We start from the raw sequence: 20,119 nt of genomic DNA on the forward strand, positions 1-20,119 counted from the left end.
CGAGGGGCTTTCTGCCGCCCGTACCTGCGACAATCGACGTCATGACCACGCTCAAGTCGAAGCTGCAGGATGACCTCAACTCCGCGATCAAGGGGCGCGACGAGCTCCGCTCCTCGACGCTCCGGCTGACGCTCGCCGCGATCACCAAGGAGGAGGTCGCGGGCAAGCAGAAGCGCGAGCTGTCCGACGACGAGGTCCTCAAGGTGATCACCAAGGAGGCGAAGAAGCGCCGCGAGGCCGCGGACGCCTTCGCCCAGGGTGGCCGTGCCGAGTCGGCCGAGCGGGAGAAGGCGGAGGGCGAGGTGCTCGCCGCGTACCTGCCCCAGCAGCTCAGCGACGAGGAGCTGGAGCGGATCGTCACCGAGGCCGTCGGTGAGGCCAGGGCGGCCGGTGCCGAGGGCCCGCGGGCCATGGGCGCGGTCATGAAGATCGTGAACCCGAAGGTGGCGGGTCAGGCGGAGGGCGGTCGCGTCGCCGCGGCCGTGAAGAAGCTCCTCGCGGGCTGACCGGCCCCGAGGGCGGACAGACCTACGGCCCCTTCCCCTCCGTAGAGGACCTCCGTGGAGGACCTCCGTAGAGGGAAAGGGGCCGTAGTCGTACCGCTCAGTTCAGTCCCGGCTGGCCTCAGTCCCGCCCGCCGTTCCCGTTCCCGTTCGTCTGCCCCTGGAAGAAGTCCTCCGGGATGGAGAACGACGGCGTCGGTACGGTCGTACCGCCGTCCGTGCCGGTGCTCGTGCCGCCATCGGTACCGGTGGTCGTGCCGCCGTCGACGATCCCGCCGAACAGGCCGCCGTTGTCGTTGCCGTTGTTGCCGTTCTCGTCGCCATTGCCGTTGTCGTTGTCACCGTCGCCGCCACGGTCACCGCCGCCGTCGCCGTCGCCGTCGCCACGGTCCCGGTCACCCGTGTCGCCGCTCGGGATGTCGACGAGGCTGAACTCGGGGGCCTCCCTGCCCTCCAGCGCGCCGGTCATCATGTCGCGCCAGATCGGGCCGGGCACCTGGCCACCGAAGACCTTGGCGTGCCAGACGCCGCCGATGGTGATGTCCTGCATCTTCCGCTTGTGCGCGGGGTCGCCGACCCACACCGCACCGGCCATGTTCGGGGTGTAGCCCACGAACCAGGCCGCGAACCGCTCGTCCGTCGTACCCGTCTTACCGGCGCTGGCGCGGCCGGCGCCGAGGCCCGCCTGCTGGCCCGTACCGTCCTCGACCACGCCCCGCAGCAGGGTGTTGATGGTGTCGGCGGTCTTCTCCGACATCGCGCGCGAGCAGGTCGACTTCGGGACCTCCAGCGACTTGTCCTTGCCGCCGACGCTCTGGGTGATGGACTCGATGGCGACCGGCGTGCAGTACATCCCGCGCGAGGCGAAGGTGGCGTAGCCGTTCGCCATGGTCAGCGGGGACACCTCCTGGGTGCCGAGGGCGATGGAGGGGGCCTGCGCCATCTTGCCGCCGTCCGCGCGCTCGACGCCCATCTTCTCGGCCAGCTCCGTCACCGGGCAGATCCCGATGTCGCTGATCAGCTCGACGTAGTAGGTGTTGACCGACTTCGCGGTCGCTTCCCGCATGTCGTACGGGCCGACCTCGGACTCGTTCTCGTTCTCGAGCGGGACGCCCTTTTCGTCCCAGGTCCCGCCCTCGCAGGTCGACACCGGGGTCGGGTAGTCCATCTGGTACGGCGACCCGTACACCTTGTTCGGCGGCATCCCGCCCTCGATCGCCGCCGCGGCCACGATCGGCTTGAACGTCGAACCGGGCTGGTAGCCCGCGCCGCCGCCCATGGCCGCGTCGACCGAGAGGTTGATCTGGGTCTCGTTCTTGCCGAAGCCGTACGGGCGGGACTGGCCCATGGCGAGGATCTTGCCGGTGCCGGGCTCGACGATGGTCGCCGCGGTCGCCACGTCGTCGCTCTGGTTGACGTGGTCCTTGACCGACTGCTGGACCGACTCCTGGGCCTGCGGGTCGAGGGTGGTCCGGACGGTCAGACCGCCCTGGTTCCAGATCTTGGCCCGGGCCTCCTTGGTCTTGCCGAAGACCGGGTCGCTCAGGAAGGCCGCGCGGACGTAGTCGCAGAAGAAGCCGGCGCCCTTGACGGCGGTGATGCAGCCGTTCTTCGGCTTGCTCACCTCCAGGCCCAGCGGCTTGTCCTTGGCCTTGTCGGCCTCCGCCTGGGAGATGTTGCCGACCTCGGCCATGCGCTGGAGCACGGTGTTGCGCCGCTTGGTGGCCTCGGCCTCGTCGTTGACGGGGTCGTAGCGCGAGGGCGACTGGACGATGCCGGCGAGGAGCGCGGCCTCCTGGAGCTTCAGGTCCTTCGCGGGCTTGGAGAAGTACCGCTGGGCGGCGGCCTCGACGCCGTAGGCCTGCTGGCCGAAGAACGTGATGTTCAGGTAGTTCTCGAGGATCTTCTTCTTGCCCAGCTCCTCCTCGACCTGGATCGCGTACTTCAGTTCGCGGATCTTGCGGCCGAGGGTCTGCTGGGTGGCCTCGGCGACCTTCGTCGGGTCGTCGCCGGCCTCCTCCACGAAGACGTTCTTCACGTACTGCTGGGTGAGCGTGGAGGCGCCCTCGGCGACCCCGCCGGTCTGCGCGTTGCGGTTCAGGGCGCGCAGGATGCCCTTCAGGTCGACCGCGCCGTGCTGGTAGAAGCGGGCGTCCTCGATCGCGACGATCGCCTTCTGCATGTACGGCGAGATGTCCTTGAGGTCGACCACCGTGCGGTCGCGTGAGTAGACCGTGGCGAGCGTGCCGCCCTTGGCGTCGAGGATCGTGGTGCGCTGACTCAGCGGCGGCGTCTTGAGGTTGGCGGGGAGCTCGTCGAAACTCTCGACCGAGCCCTTGGCGGCCAGCCCCAGCGCCCCGACCGCGGGCAGGGCGATGCCCGCCAGGACGGCTCCCGAGAGCACACTGACACCGAGGAACTTGGCGGCCTGCTGCGTTGGCGACAGACCACCGCCCGAGCGCTTCTTTGGCATAGGGGCAGCCTAATCCGTAGTTATGAGCGTTCCGCAGATGCAGGGGCTTCTCGGAGCGTTCGAGTACCAGACCGTGACATCCAGGTGCAGCCGGGCTGTCGAGGCCTCAACGTAGATCGGTGCGCGGTCTGGTGCGAGTGGTGGCGGTCACGTGGGCGCCGGGCGGATGCCTGAGTATGCCCAGGCTTCGAAGCCTAAGAACAGAGCGGCGGCGTCCGGCGCCTTCGTGGCCGCCACCACCTGCTGTTGTGTTCGCTCGTTGATTTCGTGGTGCGAGCCCGCCACATGGTGACCTCTCGATTCGCCCGAGCCGCCCGAGCTCCTGCATAGACCGAGGCCCGTGGGGTGCGCTGGTGTCACGAACGGCTAGTGAGGTGGCGGCCCGACCGCAGCGCGGTCGAGGCCTGGGATTAGGTCGCTGCGTGGCCCGCACCACGTCGACCAAGGATCCATCCCACCCGTTCGAAGAGGCAGGTCACGCTACACCGGCCGGAAGCCCCGGACTTGACGGCATAGCAACGTGAGGTGTCTACGTTCTCATTCGCCGGACACGCGTATATGCCTTGGCCTAAGCTGCTCTCAACTGTCACAGCAGTAGGTCCACGTATCAATACGTCCGGCGACCTCGAATCGTTCCGGTCGGCCATCAGTTTTCTGATGGGGGCGTGTCCGAATCCGCCTTGTGTGTCACCTGGCGCCCGTTGTGACTCAACTGAACTGTCCCGCTTTGCCGGGATGATCACGCATGTCCCCAGCTCACTCCCCCGGGTGATCTGCCGCTTACCCATAGTCCGTTCGGACCATTCAAGATTGGGCCCGCTGGGGGTGTTGCGCTGTGCCCACCTTCCGTAACGTCCTCAACTGGCGGCGGTGAATATGCCGCTGCCGCCGTGGGGGAGCCTCGATTCGGGAGAGGACGGCGCCGGTATGGGCTGGGTAACCGACTGGAGTGCGCAGGCGGCCTGCCGCACTACCGATCCGGATGAACTGTTCGTTCAGGGAGCAGCGCAGAACAGGGCCAAGGCGGTGTGCACCGGGTGTCCGGTACGCACCGAATGCCTGGCCGATGCGCTCGACAATCGCGTCGAATTCGGCGTATGGGGAGGCATGACGGAGCGGGAGCGCCGCGCACTGCTGCGCAGGCGGCCCACCGTCACCTCGTGGCGCCGGCTGCTGGAGACGGCTCGTACGGAGTACGAGCGCGGGGCAGGAATCCTGCCCCTCGACGATGACGAGGTGTACGAGAACTACGCGGCGGTGAGCTGACGGCTCAGGTCGGTCAGGCCCCGGGGTTGGGCAGCTCCGGTCGGCCGGCCGCCAGCCGGTTTCCGATGTCGCGCAGTCCCGCGAGGTCATGCACGTCGCCGGGCAGCGCGGCCACTTCGGCCACCGCCACCTCGGGGTGGAGCGCGGCGAAGCGATCCCGCGTGCGCTGCTCACGGGAGAGCAGGTGCATACGGTCCGCGTGCAGCTTCAGCAGGCCGGCGGTTAGCTCGTCGGTGGAGGGCGCATCCTGGCCTGCCGTGACCGTGGCCATGGCGGCGGGGGAGCCTTCCTCGGCGGCCTCGGATGCGGGATCTGGTGAACTGCCGTACGTGTCGGGAGAGTTACGAAGTCCAGCTTTCCCGCCCTCCTGATCGACAATGCGGGACTCCTCAAGATTTTCCGCGGCGGCGAGCGCCCGCTCGGCGGACAGCCGGTCGGCGCCGCTGCCGTGGACACGGTTGAGCACCAGACCCGCGAGCGGCATGTCCTCGGCGGCCAGCCGTTCCACGAAGTACGCGGCCTCCCGCAGCGCGTCCCGCTCCGGCGCCGCGACCACCAGGAACGCCGTCCCGGGCGCCTGGAGCAGCTTGTACGTCGCGTCCGCGCGGGTACGGAAGCCGCCGAACATGGAGTCCATCGCGGCCACGAACGTCTGGACGTCCTTCAGCAGCTGACCCCCCAGCAGCTTGCCGAGGGCGCCGGTCATCATCGACATGCCGACGTTCAGGAACTTCATGCCCGCGCGCCCGCCCACCTTGGCGGGGGCGAGCAGCACCCGGATCAGCTTGCCGTCGAGGAACGAGCCGAGCCGCTTGGGCGCGTCCAGGAAGTCCAGCGCGGAGCGGGAGGGCGGCGTGTCGACGACGATGAGGTCCCACTCGTCCTTCGCCCGCAGCTGGCCCAGCTTCTCCATCGCCATGTACTCCTGCGTGCCCGCGAAGCCCGCCGAGAGCGACTGGTAGAACGGGTTGCCCAGGATCGCGGCGGCCCGCTCGGGGTCCGCGTGCGCCTCGACGATCTCGTCGAAGGTGCGCTTCATGTCGAGCATCATCGCGTGCAGTTCGCCGCTCGCCGAGTCGTCGAGACCCTTCACCCGGCGCGGGGTGTTGTCGAGCGAGTCGATGCCCATGGACTGGGCGAGCCGGCGCGCGGGGTCGATGGTGAGCACCACGACCTTCCGGCCGCGCTCGGCGGCCCGCAGGCCGAGCGCCGCCGCGGTGGTGGTCTTGCCGACGCCGCCGGACCCGCAGCACACGATGATGCGGGTCCCGGGGTCGTCCAGCAGCGGATCCACCTCCAGGGTGCGGGCGGGGGCGAGGTGGTGATGGGCGCCTGTCTGGGCTTCCGGGCTCATGTCATCCCCTGCTCTCGCAGCTCGGTGGCCAGTTCGTACAGCCCTGCCAGATCCATACCCTCGGAGAGCAGCGGCAGTTCGTGCGACGGCAGGCCCAGTTCGCCGAGGACGGCCCGCTGCTCGTGCTCCAGGGTGAAGCGCTCGGCGTACTCCTCGGCCTGCCGCAGCAGCGGATCCACCAGCCGCTCCGCGTGCCCGCCGCGCCGCGCCCCGCCGAGGCCGGCCGCCGACAGGGACTGCGCGATGGCCGTACGGGGTGTGCCGCGTACGAGTTCCAGCTGGGCCGCGTCCAACACCTGGGGCCGCACCATGTTCACGATGACCCGGCCCACCGGCAGCCGCGCCGCGCGGAGTTCGGCGATGCCGTCCGCGGTCTCCTGGACCGGCATCTCCTCCAGCAGCGTCACCAGGTGCACGGCCGTCTCGGACGACTTCAGCACGCGCATGACCGCCTGCGCCTGATTGTGTATGGGGCCGATCTTGGCGAGGCCCGCGACCTCGTCGTTGACGTTCAGGAAGCGGGTGACGCGGCCGGTGGGCGGGGCGTCCATGACGACGTGGTCGTACGCGAACCGCCCGCTCTTGTCCTTTCGCCGTACGGCCTCACAGGCCTTGCCCGTCAGCAGGACGTCCCGCAGCCCCGGGGCGACGGTGGTGGCGAAGTCGATGGCGCCGAGCTTCTTGAGCGCTCTGCCCGCGCCGCCCATCTTGTAGAACATCTGGAGGTAGTCCAGAAGGGCCAGTTCGGGGTCGATGGCCAGGGCATACACCTCCCCGCCCCCTGGAGCGACGGCGATCTTCCGCTCCTCATAGGGCAGCGCCTCAGTCTCGAAGAGCTGAGCGATACCTTGCCTGCCCTCCACCTCGACGAGAAGCGTCCGCTTCCCCTCGGTGGCGAGGGCGAGGGCTAGCGCGGCGGCGACCGTGGTCTTTCCGGTCCCGCCCTTGCCGCTGACGACCTGGAGCCTGCTCACGTATGCGAGCCTAACCAGTCGGCCGCCGGATCACTCCGGAGGCTGTGGACAACGTGTGCGCGGGGGCCGATACGGCAGCGGCTAAAGTCGGCCACATGACCAAGTGGGAATACGTAACCGTGCCGCTGCTCGTCCATGCCACGAAGCAGATTCTGGACACCTGGGGCGAGGACGGCTGGGAGCTCGTCCAGGTCGTGCCCGGGCCGAACAACCCGGAGCAGCTGGTGGCCTACCTGAAGCGGGAGAAGCGGGCGTGAGCGCGGTCGAGGCGAAGCTCGCCGAGCTGGGGCTGACGCTCCCGGAGGTCGTCCCTCCGCTCGCCGCGTACCAGCCGGCGGTGCAGTCGGGCGTGTACATCTACACCGCCGGTCAGCTTCCCATGGTGGAGGGCAAGCTGCCGGTCACCGGCAAGGTGGGCGCGGAGGTCACGCCGGAGGAGGCCAAGGAACTGGCCCGCATCTGCGCCCTCAACGCCCTCGCCGCGGTCAAGTCCGTCGCCGGTGACCTGGACCGGATCGCGCGCGTGGTGAAGGTCGTCGGCTTCGTCGCCTCGGCCGCCGACTTCACGGGCCAGCCCGCGGTCCTCAACGGCGCGAGCGAACTCCTGGGCGAGGTCCTGGGCGACAAGGGCGTCCACGCCCGCAGCGCGGTCGGCGTCGCGGTCCTGCCGCTGGACGCGCCGGTGGAGATCGAGATCCAGGTGGAACTGACACAGGCGTAACGGGCAGCGGCGGGCGGGCGGGGGCGGAGCCGGACCGGCTTCGCGAGGTCGGCCGCCACCGCCTGCGCCCGCATCCCGCTGGGGTGGGGCACGCCCGGCAGCGGCCGTCGTCCTGGCTCGCGCGACTGCGGCACCGCTGCGGCGGTGCCCGCCCGGCAGCGGTCGTTGTACGCCTTGCGCGCCTGCGGGACCTCGGGTTGCCGTACCCGCCGCCGCGCGTCGGCCAGCCGTACCAGCCGCCGCTGCGGGCAGTCGTGCCGCTGGGGCGGCACGGGTGGGCGCAGCGGCACCCCGTCAGCGCCGGGCCGCGCGTCCCACCCGGCGGTCACCTCCACACGCGGCACCCCGTCAGCGCCGGGCCGCGCGTCCCACCCGGCGGTCACCTCCACACGCGGCAGCCCATAGCGCCAGGCCCGTGACCCACCCGGCAGTCACTCCGACGCCGCGGCACTCCTCAGCGCCCGCCGTCCACCCCGCGTCACCCCTACGCGCGGGCAACCGAAACCCGGCCGGTGCAACCCCCCGCCGCTCTCACCCCAGGCACCTCTCGAACATCCGCGCGCCCCGAGATAGCCTCCGGACATGGCGAACGGTCAGTGGTACCCCCCGGAGTGGCCCGACCGCATCCGCGCGCTCGCGGAAGGCACCCTCACCCCCGTGCCCCCCAAGCGCGCGGCCACGGTCATGCTCCTGAAGGACACCGCCACCGGCACCCCCGCCGTCCACATGCTCCGCAGACGCGCCTCCATGGCCTTCGCCGGCGGCGCGTACGCCTACCCCGGCGGCGGCGTCGACCCCCGCGACGACGACCACCACGTCCGCTGGGCGGGCCCCACGCGCGCGTGGTGGGCGCAACGGCTCGGCGTCGACGAGAGCAGCGCCCAGGCGATCGTCTGCGCGGCCATACGCGAGACGTACGAGGAAGCGGGCGTCCTGCTCGCGGGCCCGACCCCCGACTCCGTCGTCGGCGACACCACAGGCGCCGACTGGGAGGCCGACCGTGCCGCCCTCGTCGCCCGCGACCTGTCCTTCGCCGAGTTCCTCGACCGCCGGGGCCTGGTCCTCCGCTCCGACCTGCTCGGCGCCTGGACCCGCTGGATCACCCCGGAGTTCGAGTCCCGCCGCTACGACACCTGGTTCTTCGTCGCCGCCCTCCCGGAGGGCCAGCGCACCCGCAACGCCTCCACGGAAGCCGACCGCACGGTGTGGATCCGGCCCCAGGAGGCCGCGGAGTCGTACGACAAGGGCGAGTTGCTGATGATGCCGCCCACCATCGCCACCCTGCGCCAGCTGGCCCCCTGCGCCACGGCCGCCGAGGCGCTCGCCGCCGCCCCCGCGCGGGACATGACGCCCGTCATCGCGCGTGCCCGCCTGGAGGACGGCGAGATCGTGCTGTCCTGGCCGGGCCACGACGAGTTCACCAAGCACATCCCGACCGAACCGACCGGGGGAGCCCTCGCATGACGGACGCACGCACCCTTCCCGGCCGGCCGCGAGGCGGGGTTCTCTCGGGCCCCGCCACCGCGCGCGCGGTGAACGTCCTCGCGCCCAACGCCTCCGCGATGACCCTGGACGGCACGAACACCTGGATCCTCTCCGAGCCCGACTCCGACCTCGCCGTCGTGATCGACCCCGGCCCGCTCGACGAAGGCCATCTGCGCAACGTCGTCGACACCGCCGAACGGGCCGGCAAGCGCGTCGCCCTCACCCTGCTGACGCACGGTCACCCCGACCACGCCGAGGGCGCCGCCCGCTTCGCCGAGCTGACCGGCACCAAGGTCCGCGCCCTGGACCCGGCGCTGCGGCTCGGCGACGAAGGGCTCGGCGCCGGTCAAGTGGTGCAGGTCGGAGGTCTGGAGCTGCGGGTCGTACCGACGCCCGGGCACACCGCCGACTCCCTGTGCTTCCATCTCCCGGCCGACCGGGCGGTCCTGACCGGCGACACCGTCCTGGGCCGCGGCACGACGGTCGTGGCACACCCCGACGGCCGCCTCGGCGACTACCTGGACTCCCTGCGCCGCCTGCGCTCGCTCACGGTCGACGACGGCGTCCACACGGTCCTCCCCGGCCACGGGCCCGTCCTGGAGGACGCCCAGGGCGCCGTCGAGTACTACCTGGCCCACCGCGCCCACCGCCTCGCCCAGATCGAGACGGCGGTCGAGGACGGCTACCGGACGCCCGCGGAGGTCGTGGGCCATGTCTACGCGGATGTGGACCGCTCGCTGTGGCCGGCCGCGGAGCTGTCGGTGCGGGCGCAGCTGGACTATCTGAGCGAGCACGGCCTGATCTAACCGGTTCAGCCGGTTCAGCCGGTTCAGCCGGGGCGTGGCGTCTTCACGCCGTGCGCGCGCGCGTACTCCTCGGCCAGCCAGGGGCCCAGGTCGTCGACGTACGACCGCAGCACCGCCGGATCGCCGGTCGGCTCGTACCCGAGGACGGCCGCCGCACGCATCTGCGCCGCCCGCCGCGGGTAGTACGCGCCGAACGCCTCCGCCATCTCGCCCAGGTCGCTGGTCCAGCCGTTCCACCGCGGCATGACCAGCGTGAACCCGGTGCGCACGAGATGGCGGGACATGAACCGTACGAGGGGCCGGCGCGCCTGGTCGGAGTCGGCGGCGCCCGCGATCCGCTCGCGCCAGCGGGGCAGCAGGAGCGCGAGGTCGCCGTTGGTCTCCCGGGCGAGCAGCGAGTCTGGCCGGTAGCGCGGCAGGTACTCGGCGAGATCCTCGCCCAGCAGCGGCGTGCACAGGCAGGCGAGGAACCAGCCCATGTCGTACCGCTCCGGCTCGCTCAGCACCCGCGCCCGGCTGTACAGCAGCGTGCCGACCCCGTCGATGCGCCGGAACTCCTTGTCGAGCCCCTCACCGAGCATCCGCGCGTCCTCGCGGTCCGCCTCCGTCGGCTCGGCGCGCAGCACCACCAGCAGGTCGAGATCACTGCGCCCCACGCGCGCGGTGCCGCGCGGAATCGACCCGTAGAGGTACGCGCTGTGCATCCGCGCCCCGAACACGTCGAGCAGCCCGTCCCGCGCGGCGGCGACGACCGGCCGGAAGTCGTGCGCGATCCGTCCGAGGGACCCCTCGCGCGCGACGTAGCCCTGGGAGTCGAGTCCGGGGCGCTGCACGGTTTCAGCCATGGATCAACTCTGCCCCGAGAGCGGACCCCGGGCAGCTCACTTTCGCCGCGGCGCGGCGCGGCGCGGCGCGGCCCGGCACGGCCAGCACGGGCCCGAGGCCCGGAGTACGACACAGGGCCCGCCCCACGAGGAGACGAGCCCTGAACTGAACAGCCGTGCGGCCGAGACCGAGCGTCAGCGCGACCGCTTCGCCAGGCGCTCGACGTCCAGCAGGATCACCGCGCGGGCCTCCAGGCGCAGCCAGCCGCGCTGGGCGAAGTCGGCGAGGGCCTTGTTGACCGTCTCGCGGGACGCGCCGACCAGCTGGGCCAGCTCCTCCTGCGTGAGGTCGTGGACGACGTGGATGCCCTCCTCGGACTGCACGCCGAAGCGGCGGGAGAGGTCCAGCAGCGCGCGGGCGACACGGCCGGGGACGTCCGAGAAGACGAGGTCGGACATCGCGTCGTTGGTGCGCCGCAGCCGGCGGGCGACGGCACGCAGCAGCGCGGTGGCCACCTCGGGGCGGACGTTCAGCCAGGGCTGGAGGTCGCCGTGGCCGAGGCCGAGCAGCTTGACCTCGGTCAGCGCGGTGGCGGTCGCCGTACGCGGGCCCGGGTCGAACAGCGACAGCTCGCCGATGAGCTCGCCGGGGCCGACGACGGCGAGCATGTTCTCGCGGCCGTCGGGGGAGGTGCGGTGGAGCTTGACCTTGCCCTCGGTGACGACGTAGAGCCGGTCACCGGGGTCGCCCTCGTGGAACAGGGAGTCACCGCGCGCGAGGGTCACCTCACTCATGGAGGCGCGGAGCTCCGCGGACTGCTCGTCATCGAGCGCCGCGAAGAGCGGGTTGCGCCGCAGAACGTCGTCCACGAGTTCTCTCCTTGTCGACCTGCTCAGGGGATCTTGCTCCCCCTTGGTACCAGGGGACCGTGTTCCCCGTTTTGCCGGACGGTCCAAACAGTGTGATCTGTCACAAGGATGCCGCACACGTGTCCCGGGGTAAGCGGCAGGGGTCCAATTGGGCGCCGATCTTCAGGGCTCGGGGCGGATGTCAGTGTCGGGCTCTAGGCTGGCCGGGTGTCCAAAACGCCGGTGAGAGCACAGGCCAAGGGGGCTGGGCGGGTGGTTGTACGTCGTGATTCCGCTGTGGGCGAACAAGACCCCGGTGGCGCAAGGAAACCGGCAAAAGCGGCAAAGCGTACGCCGGCTGTGGCGAAGAAGACGGCGCCCGTAAAACAAACCGCCGTGAAGCAGGCTGCCGCCAAACAGACCGCCGTGAAGCCCGCGAAGGCCGAGTCGCGCACCGCCCTGGTCCGCCGGGCCCGCCGCATCAACCGCGAACTCGCCGAGGTCTACCCGTACGCCCATCCCGAGCTGGACTTCGAGAACCCCTTCCAGCTCCTGGTCGCCACGGTCCTGTCGGCCCAGACCACGGACCTGCGGGTCAACCAGACCACCCCGTCCCTGTTCGCGAAGTACCCGACCCCCGAGGACCTGGCCGCGGCCAACCCCGAGGAGGTCGAGGAGATCCTGCGCCCGTGCGGGTTCTTCCGGGCCAAGACCCGATCGGTCATAGGGCTGTCCAAGGCCCTGTCGGAGGAGTTCGGCGGCGAGGTGCCGGGACGGCTCGAGGACCTCGTCAAGCTGCCCGGCGTCGGCCGCAAGACCGCCTTCGTGGTGCTCGGCAACGCCTTCGGGCGGCCCGGCATCACCGTGGACACCCATTTCCAGCGGCTGGTACGGCGCTGGCAGTGGACCGAGCAGACCGACGCCGACAAGATCGAGGCGGAGATCGGCGCGCTGTTCCCCAAGAGCGACTGGACCGACCTCTCGCACCACGTGATCTGGCACGGCCGCCGTATCTGCCACGCCCGCAAACCGGCCTGCGGCGCCTGCCCCATCGCCCCGCTCTGCCCCGCGTACGGCGAGGGCGAGACCGACCCGGAGAAGGCGCAGAAGCTGCTCAAGTACGAGAAGGGCGGCTTCCCCGGCCAGCGTTTGAAGCCCCCACAGGCCTATCTGGACGGGGGCGGCAGGGCGGCCCCGCCGCTGGGGACCGGATGACGGGCGGCCCTCGGCAGCGAGACCCGGGGTCGTCCCTGGAGCGGCCTCAGGGGTCTTCTCAGGGGCGATCTCAGGGACCGGCCCAGGAACGATCCAGGCGGGGCCCGGCGTTGGACACGGCAGAACGACGGGGGTGGCGATGACGCGCGCGAGCAACACACAGGGCGGGCCGGTGGCGCTCAGCAAGGAGGGCCTGCCCGGCTGGCTGGATCCGGTGGTGCGCGCCGTGGAGACGGTCCAGCCGGTGCAGCTGAGCCGGTTCCTGCCGCCGGAGGACGGCGCCGGGCGGCAGTCCGCGGTGCTGATCCTGTTCGGTGAGGGCGAGCGCGGCCCCGAACTGCTGCTGATGGAGCGGGCGAGCTCGTTGCGCTCGCACGCGGGCCAGCCCTCCTTCCCCGGCGGTGCCCTCGACCCCGAGGACGGCGACCCGAAGACCGACGGGCCGCTGCGAGCCGCTCTGCGTGAGGCCGAGGAGGAGACCGGGCTCGATCCGTCCGGCGTGCAGCTCTTCGCCGTCCTGCCCCGGCTGTACATCCCGGTCAGCGGCTTCGTCGTCACCCCGGTGCTGGGCTGGTGGCGCGAGCCGACTCCGGTCGGTGTCGTCGATCCGAACGAGACGGCCCGGGTCTTCACCGTCCCCGTGGCGGATCTCACGGATCCCGCCAACCGCGTCACCACCGTCCACCCCAGCGGCCACCGCGGTCCGGCATTTCTGGTCGAATCGGCCCTGGTGTGGGGGTTCACCGCCGGGATCATCGACCGGTTGCTGCACTTCGCGGGCTGGGAGCTGCCCTGGGACCGGGAGAACCAGGTCCCGCTGGACTGGCGGTCATGACAGGGTGGACGCCGTGTTCCGCAATCCGGGGGGGGGGCGTGAAGTGACGAGGCGAGGCTTGAAGCGGTGAACGTGCTGGACATCCTGCTGCTGGTCGCCGCGGTGTGGTTCGCGATCGTCGGCTACCGCCAGGGCTTCGTCGTCGGCATCCTGTCGGTGATCGGTTTCCTCGGCGGCGGTCTCGTCGCCGTCTATCTGCTCCCGGTGATCTGGGACGCCATGACGGACAACTCCGAGGTGAGCACGACCGCCGCCGTCGTCGCCGTGATCGTCGTCATCGTCTGCGCCTCCGTCGGCCAGGCGCTGACCACCCACCTGGGCAACAAGCTGCGCCGGTACATCACCTGGTCCCCGGCCCGCGCCCTGGACGCCACCGGCGGCGCCCTGGTCAACGTCGTCGCGATGCTCCTGGTGGCCTGGCTGATCGGCTCGGCGCTGGCCGGCACCACCCTGCCGACGCTCGGCAAGGAGGTCCGCAACTCCAAGGTGTTGCTCGGGGTCTCCCGGGCGCTGCCCGCGCAGGCCGACACCTGGTTCGCGGACTTCTCCTCGGTCCTCGCGCAGAACGGCTTCCCACAGGTCTTCAGCCCGTTCTCGAACGAGCCCATCACCGATGTCCAGCCCCCCGACCCGGCCCTGGCGAACAGCAAGGTCGCCGCCCGCGCGAAGCGATCCATCGTCAAGGTCGTGGGCACCGCCGACAGTTGCGGCAAGGTCCTGGAGGGCACCGGCTTCGTCTACGCCGACCGCCGGGTGATGACCAACGCGCATGTGGTGGGCGGCGTCGACGAACCCACCGTCCAGATAGGGGGGGAGGGCCGCAAGTACGACGCGCGGGTCGTCCTGTACGACTGGAAGCGCGACATCGCCGTACTCGACGTACCCGATCTGGACGCGCCCGCGCTGAAGTTCACCTCCACCGACGCCCGCAGCGGCGACGACGCGATCATCGCCGGCTTCCCGGAGAACGGCGCGTACGACGTGCGCGCGGCCCGGGTCCGCGGCCGTCTCCCGGCCAACGGCCCGGACATCTACCACCGCGGCACCGTGCACCGCGACGTCTACTCGCTGTACGCGATCGTCCGCCAGGGCAACTCCGGCGGCCCGCTGCTCACGCCCGACGGCAAGGTGTACGGCGTGGTCTTCGCGAAGTCACTCGACGACGCCGACACCGGCTACGCGCTCACCGCGGACGAGATCCAGGACGACATCGCCGCCGGCCGCACCGCCAACCAGCAGGTGGACAGCGACAGCTGCGCGCTGTGAGCCGGGTGGAACCCGCCCGAGGAGTTCAGCCGCGGGGGTGACGCAGGCGTACCGAGACCCAGCGGGCACGGCGGCGCAGGATGCGCGGAATGCCCACCCTGGGGTCGGTGCCCGCGAGCTGCGGGGCGGCACCGCCTTGGCGGGGGCTCCGGGCGTTGCCCGAGCGGCGAGTGCGTGCTCCGTCACTGTAGTCGTGCGTCCAGCCCATACCCCGACGTCTGCCCCCGCCCCAAGGTCGATAACCGCTCCCAGGGCCCCCAATTGGCCTATGCGCCGGGCAATTGGCTGTTCGTAGTACAGGTGTTCAGATGCGGATACCGGGTGCGTCGGAACGGTCACCGATCCGGTTCGGGATCCTTCAGCCAATTGATCAGTTCGGTAGAGAAAGCGACCGGGTCCTCTTCCTGCGGGAAGTGTCCGAGTCCGTCGAACAGGCGCCAGCGGTAGGGGGCTTCGACGTACTCACCGGAACCGGCCGCGCTGCGGGTGCGCATCACCGGGTCGAGCGAACCGTGCAGATGAAGGGTCGGCACCCGGACCGGGCGCTTCATCCGCCGGTTGAACTGGATGCCGTCGGGACGGGCCAGGGAGCGGACCATCCAGCGGTACGGCTCGATCGAGCAGTGCGCGGCGGAAGGGATGCACATCGCGCGGCGGTACGTGTCCACCGCGTCGTCCTCCGGCAGCCGCGGCCCGGACCAGTCCCGGACGAGCCGGCCCACCAGCGCCCCGTCGTCGGCGGTGAGCCGGCGCTCCGGGATCCAGGGTCGCTGGAACCCCCAGATGTAGGAGCCCGCGGCCGTCTGCTTGACGTCGGACAGCATCGCCGAGCGCCAGCGCCGCGGATGCGGCATGGACGCCACCGCCAGCCGCCGCACCAGCTTGGGGCGCATCACGGCCGCCGTCCACGCCAGATAGCCGCCGAGGTCGTGGCCGACGAGGGCGGCGTCCGGCTCGCCCAGGGAGCGGATCACGCCGGTGATGTCGAGCGCCAGGTTGGCGGGGTCGTAGCCGCGCGGGGTGCGGTCGCTGCCGCCGACGCCGCGCAGGTCCATGGCGACGGCCCGGAACCCGGCGTCGGCGAGCGCCGGCAACTGGTGCCGCCAGGTCCACCAGAACTGCGGGAATCCGTGCAGGAGCAGGACCAGCGGCCCGTCACCCATCTCGGCGATATGGAAGCGCGCGCCATTGGCGGCCACGTCCCGATGGGTCCAGGGACCATCGAGTCGTACGACCGAGGCGGGTTGTGCCGAAGGGGTGGGGGCCGGGTCCGTCATGACGATGAGCGTGCCACAGCCTCGATGGCGGCGGGCGACCGGTCCTCCAGGGCCGGCGCCGGACGCGGGTGCGGCTTGGCCTTCTGCAGGACGCCCGCGGACTCCTTCATCGAGGCGGCGACCTTCTGGGGGCCCTTGCTCTTCTTGGCCTTCTTCGCGAACAGGACCCCGATCAGCGCGAGGACCACGGCGATCAGGACGTTCGCGGCGAAGGACAGCAGGAAGCAGATGGCGAGATTCCAGTCGCTCCAGGTGTGAATGCCGTACGCCAGTGCGAAGTTGAGCATCGGCAGGGAGAACACCAGCACCCCGCCCGCCACCATGAACGCGCCGCCGCTGGTCGCCCCGCGCTTGACGTCCTGCTTGAGCTGGGCCTTGGCCAGCGCGATCTCGTCGTGCACCAGCGCCGACATGTCGGTCGTCGCCGAGGCGAACAGCTGGCCGATGCTGCGTTCGGCGCCGACCGGGCTGCCGTCGGGTGCGCTCATCGCGTTCTCCCTGTTCTGACCCTGTGGGTGAGGTCTCGTCTTTTGTACCGTCCCGTCAGATCATGCCCGACGGTCGTCCTCCTCGCCTGCCCCACCCGTCACTTCGGCAAGCCGTGCCTGTTCGGCGGCCTTTACTTCGGCGAGCCGGCGGTGCTCGGCGGCCTTGGCGTCGTGGATGGCCGCCATCCGCAGGTGGTACGCCGGGTCGTCCTCCTCGTAGATGTCGGGGATGCCGGAGAGGTCCTCGTCGCGCTCCTCGGCCTCGGTCAGCTGGCGGTACCGGCGGTTCCGCATCTTCAGCAGCACCGACGCCAGCGTGGCCGCGATGAGGGAGCCCAGCAGAACGGCCGCCTTGACCTCGTCGGTCAGGGCAGTGTCGCCCTCGAAGGCGAGTTCGCCGATGAGCAGCGAGACGGTGAAGCCGATCCCGGCCAGGGACGCCACGGCGAACACATCGGCCCAGGCCAGGTCGTCACTGAGCGATGCCTTGGTGAAGCGGGCCGTGAGCCAGGTACCGCCGAAGATGCCGACCGCCTTGCCGACCACGAGTCCGAGCACCACCCCCAGCGTCTCGGGCTGGGTGAACACCTCGCCGAGCGCTCCGCCGGAGAGGGTGACACCAGCGCTGAACAGCGCGAACAGTGGCACGGCCAGGCCCGCCGAGAGCGGCCGGACCAGGTGCTCGATGTGCTCGCCGGGGGAGTGCTCCTCGCCCTCGCGCCGAGTGCAGCGCAGCATCAGGCCCATGGCGACACCGGCGATGGTGGCGTGGACGCCGCTGTTGTACATCAGTGCCCAGATGACGAACGCGAGCGGCAGGTAGACGTACCAGCCGCGGACGCCCTTGCGCAGCAGCAGCCAGAAGACGACCAGGCCGAGGACGGCGCCGCCGAGCGCGGCGAAGTCGAGCTGGTCGGTGAAGAAGACCGCGATGATCAGGATCGCGAAGAGGTCGTCGACGACGGCCAGGGTGAGCAGGAAGGCGCGCAGCGCGCTCGGCAGGGAGGTGCCGATGACGGCGAGCACGGCCAGCGCGAAGGCGATGTCGGTGGCGGTGGGTACGGCCCAGCCGCTCAGGGAGCCGCCGCCGGCGACGGCGGTGAGGGTGTAGACGAGCGCCGGCGCGGCCATGCCGCACAGCGCGGCCACCACCGGCAGTACGGCGGCCTTGGGGTCCCGCAGCTCACCGGCCACCAGCTCACGCTTGAGCTCGATCCCGGCGACGAAGAAGAAGATCGCGAGCAGCCCGTCGGCGGCCCAGTGCTCGATGGACAGGTCCAGGCCGAGGGCCGCGGGCCCGATGTGGAAGTGGCTGACGCTGTCGTAGCTGTCCCGCAGCGCGGGGATGTTCGCCCAGAGCAGGGCGGCGACGGCGGCGACGAGCAGCAGCACACCGCCGACGGTCTCGGCGCGCAGCGCGTCCGTGACGAAGGTCCGCTCCGGCAGCGACAGCCGGCCGAAGACCTTGCGGGGGGTGCGGGGCGCGGACACGGGAACCTCCGGTGAGTGGGCAGCACAAACACTTGCCGACCAGACTTCCCGGCGCACCTTGAGGGTCTTACGTGATGTTTAGCTTATCTAACGTACGGCGGGGCCGCACGCCCGGTACCCCTGCCGGACCGGCGCGGGGGAACGCCCGGCGCGGTGGGGCGCCGGGCGTCCGCAGAGCCGCGGAGGTCAGTCCTCGCTCGGTGCCGCCGGGAGCTTGGCCTGGATGAGGTCCATGACCGTGGAGTCGGTGAGCGTGGTGACGTCTCCCAGTTCGCGGTTCTCGGCGATGTCCCGCAGCAGGCGGCGCATGATCTTGCCGGAGCGGGTCTTGGGCAGCTCGGCCACCGGCAGGATCCGCTTCGGCTTGGCGATCGGCCCGAGGGTGGCGCCGACGTGGTTGCGCAGCTCCGCCACCAGGTCCTCGGTCTCGGCGGCCGTACCGCGCAGGATCACGAAGGCGACGATGGCCTGCCCGGTCGTCTCGTCCGCCGCGCCGACGACGGCCGCCTCGGCGACCGACGGATGCGACACGAGCGCGGACTCGACCTCGGTGGTGGAGATGTTGTGGCCGGACACCAGCATCACGTCGTCCACCCGGCCCAGCAGCCAGATGTCGCCGTCGTCGTCCTTCTTCGCGCCGTCCCCGGCGAAGTACTTGCCCTCGAAGCGCGACCAGTACGTGTCCAGGAACCGCTGGTCGTCGCCCCAGATGGTGCGCAGCATGGACGGCCACGGCTCGGTCAGGACCAGGTAGCCGCCACCGCCGTCGGGCACCTCGCGGGCCTCGTCGTCGACGACGGTCGCGCAGATGCCGGGCAGCGGGGTCTGGGCCGAGCCGGGCTTGGTCTGGGTGACGCCGGGCAGCGGCGAGATCATCATCGCGCCGGTCTCCGTCTGCCACCAGGTGTCCACGATCGGGGTGCGGTCGCCGCCGATGTGCTTGCGGTACCAGATCCACGCCTCGGGGTTGATCGGCTCACCCACCGAGCCCAGCACCCGGAGGCTGCTGAGGTCGAACTTGGCGGGGATGTCGTCGCCCCACTTCATGAACGTACGGATGGCGGTGGGCGCCGTGTACAGGATCGTTACCCCGTACTTCTGCACGATCTCCCAGAACCGGCCCTGGTGCGGGGTGTCCGGCGTGCCCTCGTACATCACCTGGGTGGCGCCGTTGGCGAGCGGCCCGTAGACGATGTAGGAGTGCCCGGTGACCCAGCCGACGTCGGCGGTGCACCAGTACACGTCCGTCTCGGGCTTGAGGTCGAAGACGGCGTGGTGGGTGTAGGCGGCCTGGGTGAGATAGCCGCCGGAGGTGTGCAGGATGCCCTTCGGCTTACCCGTGGTCCCCGAGGTGTAGAGGATGAACAGCGGGTGCTCGGCCCCGAAGGCCTCCGGGGTGTGCTCGGCGCTCTGCCGCCCGACGATCTCGTGCCACCACACGTCCCGGTCCGCGTCCCAGGCGACTTCCTGGCCGGTGCGCTGCACCACGAGCACATGCTCGACGGTGCCCGCCTTGGTGACGGCCTCGTCCACGGCCGGCTTCAGCGCGGACGGCTTGCCCCGCCGGTAGCCGCCATCGGAGGTGATCACGACCTTGGCGTCGGCGTCCTGGATCCGGGTGGCGAGCGCGTCGGCGGAGAAGCCGCCGAAGACCACCGAGTGCGCGGCGCCGATCCGGGCACACGCGAGCATCGCGACGGCAGCCTCGGGGATCATCGGCAGGTAGACGGCGACCCGGTCGCCTTTCCGCACACCCAGTTCCAGCAGTGCGTTCGCCGCCTTGGAGACCTCGTCCTTCAGCTCCGCGTAGGTGATCGCGCGGCCGTCGCCGGGCTCGCCCTCGAAGTGGATGGCGACCCGGTCCCCGTGTCCGGCCTCCACATGCCGGTCCACGCAGTTGTAGGCGACGTTGAGCTCGCCGTCCTTGAACCACTTCGCGAACGGCGGGTTCGACCAGTCCAGCGTCTCCGTCGGTTCCTTGGCCCAGCTCAGGCGGCGGGCCTGCGCGGCCCAGAAGCCGAGCCTGTCAGCCTTGGCCTGTTCGTACGCCTCCACCGTGACGTTGGCGTTCGCGGCCAGGTCAGCGGGCGGCGCGAAGCGTCGCTCCTCCTTGAGGAGGTTGGCCAGGCTTTCGTTGCTCACGACATCTCCCTTTCCCAGGGTGTCCGTTGTGTCCCAGGCCACAGCTCATCAGACCCGGGGGCCCGGTGACAAGGGCCGACGGGAAATTGGTTTAGACCTGTGTGGCTGTGTCCACGGCCGTGGTGCGGCACTCGCTGTCATCCGTACCCA

The 20,119-nt window shown here is 70.7% G+C and carries 19 protein-coding genes; 9 read left to right on the top strand and 10 right to left on the bottom strand.

Annotated elements, in window-relative coordinates:
• Positions 1-41 precede the first annotated feature (41 nt).
• Positions 42-506 (top strand): GatB/YqeY domain-containing protein, encoded by a 465-nt coding sequence (locus ACWD11_RS09235; protein WP_389416827.1) that lies wholly within the window; start codon positions 42-44, stop codon positions 504-506.
• A 118-nt stretch (positions 507-624) separates the two neighbouring features.
• Here ACWD11_RS09235 and ACWD11_RS09240 read toward each other — a convergent pair whose 3' ends face one another.
• A complete protein-coding gene (locus tag ACWD11_RS09240; protein ID WP_389416828.1) occupies positions 625-2,976 on the bottom strand; it encodes a transglycosylase domain-containing protein in 2,352 nt (783 codons plus the stop codon).
• Between the two features lie 927 nt (positions 2,977-3,903).
• Here ACWD11_RS09240 and wblA point away from each other — a divergent pair.
• The gene (gene wblA / locus ACWD11_RS09245; protein WP_067033339.1) at positions 3,904-4,242 is read left to right on the top strand and encodes a transcriptional regulator WblA; all 339 of its coding nucleotides are present in this window, start codon (positions 3,904-3,906) and stop codon (positions 4,240-4,242) included.
• A gap of 13 nt (positions 4,243-4,255) precedes the next feature.
• On the opposite strand, the gene ACWD11_RS09250 is transcribed toward wblA, so the two are convergent.
• Both ACWD11_RS09250 and ACWD11_RS09255 read right to left on the bottom strand, forming a co-directional pair.
• Positions 4,256-5,596: an ArsA family ATPase gene (locus tag ACWD11_RS09250; RefSeq protein ID WP_389416829.1), complete on the bottom strand. Its 1,341-nt coding sequence runs from the start codon at positions 5,594-5,596 to the stop codon at positions 4,256-4,258.
• Complete coding sequence (locus tag ACWD11_RS09255) at positions 5,593-6,570, bottom strand: ArsA-related P-loop ATPase (RefSeq protein ID WP_451282197.1); 978 nt, start codon at positions 6,568-6,570, stop codon at positions 5,593-5,595. Before ACWD11_RS09255 ends, ACWD11_RS09250 begins: the two co-directional genes overlap by 4 nt.
• 95 nt (positions 6,571-6,665) lie before the next feature.
• Between ACWD11_RS09255 and ACWD11_RS09260 the strand changes: the two genes are divergently transcribed.
• The 4 genes from ACWD11_RS09260 (at position 6,666) to ACWD11_RS09275 (ending at position 9,582) form a co-directional block, all read left to right on the top strand.
• Entirely contained in the window at positions 6,666-6,827 is a 162-nt protein-coding gene (locus tag ACWD11_RS09260; protein ID WP_389416831.1) for a DUF4177 domain-containing protein, read from the top strand.
• On the top strand, positions 6,824-7,291 hold the full coding sequence (locus ACWD11_RS09265) for a RidA family protein (protein ID WP_389416832.1): 468 nt from the start codon (positions 6,824-6,826) through the stop codon (positions 7,289-7,291). Before ACWD11_RS09260 ends, ACWD11_RS09265 begins: the two co-directional genes overlap by 4 nt.
• Before the next feature lie 582 nt (positions 7,292-7,873).
• A complete protein-coding gene (locus ACWD11_RS09270) occupies positions 7,874-8,755 on the top strand; it encodes an NUDIX hydrolase (protein WP_451282199.1) in 882 nt (293 codons plus the stop codon).
• Positions 8,752-9,582, top strand: a complete 831-nt coding sequence (locus tag ACWD11_RS09275) for an MBL fold metallo-hydrolase (protein WP_389416834.1) — start codon at positions 8,752-8,754, stop codon at positions 9,580-9,582. Before ACWD11_RS09270 ends, ACWD11_RS09275 begins: the two co-directional genes overlap by 4 nt.
• Positions 9,583-9,605: 23 nt before the next feature.
• On the opposite strand, the gene ACWD11_RS09280 is transcribed toward ACWD11_RS09275, so the two are convergent.
• Positions 9,606-10,427 (bottom strand): nucleotidyltransferase domain-containing protein, encoded by an 822-nt coding sequence (locus ACWD11_RS09280; protein ID WP_451282201.1) that lies wholly within the window; start codon positions 10,425-10,427, stop codon positions 9,606-9,608.
• Between the two features lie 174 nt (positions 10,428-10,601).
• Positions 10,602-11,276, bottom strand: a complete 675-nt coding sequence (locus ACWD11_RS09285; protein ID WP_030943409.1) for a Crp/Fnr family transcriptional regulator — start codon at positions 11,274-11,276, stop codon at positions 10,602-10,604.
• Positions 11,277-11,528: 252 nt separating this feature from the next.
• On the opposite strand from ACWD11_RS09285, the gene nth reads away from it, so the two are divergent.
• From nth to ACWD11_RS09300, 3 genes are all read left to right on the top strand, one after another.
• Entirely contained in the window at positions 11,529-12,470 is a 942-nt protein-coding gene (gene nth, locus ACWD11_RS09290; RefSeq protein ID WP_451282203.1) for an endonuclease III, read from the top strand.
• Positions 12,471-12,609: 139 nt separating this feature from the next.
• Complete coding sequence (locus ACWD11_RS09295) at positions 12,610-13,305, top strand: NUDIX hydrolase (RefSeq protein WP_451282205.1); 696 nt, start codon at positions 12,610-12,612, stop codon at positions 13,303-13,305.
• A 66-nt stretch (positions 13,306-13,371) separates the two neighbouring features.
• Positions 13,372-14,571, top strand: coding sequence for a MarP family serine protease (locus tag ACWD11_RS09300; RefSeq protein WP_389416838.1), 1,200 nt, complete (start codon positions 13,372-13,374; stop codon positions 14,569-14,571).
• A gap of 25 nt (positions 14,572-14,596) precedes the next feature.
• On the opposite strand, the gene ACWD11_RS09305 is transcribed toward ACWD11_RS09300, so the two are convergent.
• The 5 genes from ACWD11_RS09305 to acs form a co-directional block, all read right to left on the bottom strand.
• Entirely contained in the window at positions 14,597-14,779 is a 183-nt protein-coding gene (locus tag ACWD11_RS09305) for a hypothetical protein (RefSeq protein ID WP_451282207.1), read from the bottom strand.
• A 127-nt stretch (positions 14,780-14,906) separates the two neighbouring features.
• On the bottom strand, positions 14,907-15,848 hold the full coding sequence (locus ACWD11_RS09310) for an alpha/beta fold hydrolase (protein ID WP_389416840.1): 942 nt from the start codon (positions 15,846-15,848) through the stop codon (positions 14,907-14,909).
• Complete coding sequence (locus ACWD11_RS09315; protein ID WP_389416841.1) at positions 15,845-16,336, bottom strand: phage holin family protein; 492 nt, start codon at positions 16,334-16,336, stop codon at positions 15,845-15,847. Before ACWD11_RS09315 ends, ACWD11_RS09310 begins: the two co-directional genes overlap by 4 nt.
• Positions 16,337-16,396: 60 nt before the next feature.
• The gene (nhaA, locus tag ACWD11_RS09320; protein WP_451282210.1) at positions 16,397-17,827 is read right to left on the bottom strand and encodes a Na+/H+ antiporter NhaA; all 1,431 of its coding nucleotides are present in this window, start codon (positions 17,825-17,827) and stop codon (positions 16,397-16,399) included.
• A gap of 186 nt (positions 17,828-18,013) precedes the next feature.
• On the bottom strand, positions 18,014-19,969 hold the full coding sequence (gene acs / locus ACWD11_RS09325) for an acetate--CoA ligase (protein WP_389416843.1): 1,956 nt from the start codon (positions 19,967-19,969) through the stop codon (positions 18,014-18,016).
• Between the last annotated feature and the right edge of the window lie 150 nt (positions 19,970-20,119).

It is taken from the genome of Streptomyces sp. NPDC002776, from assembly GCF_053592195.1.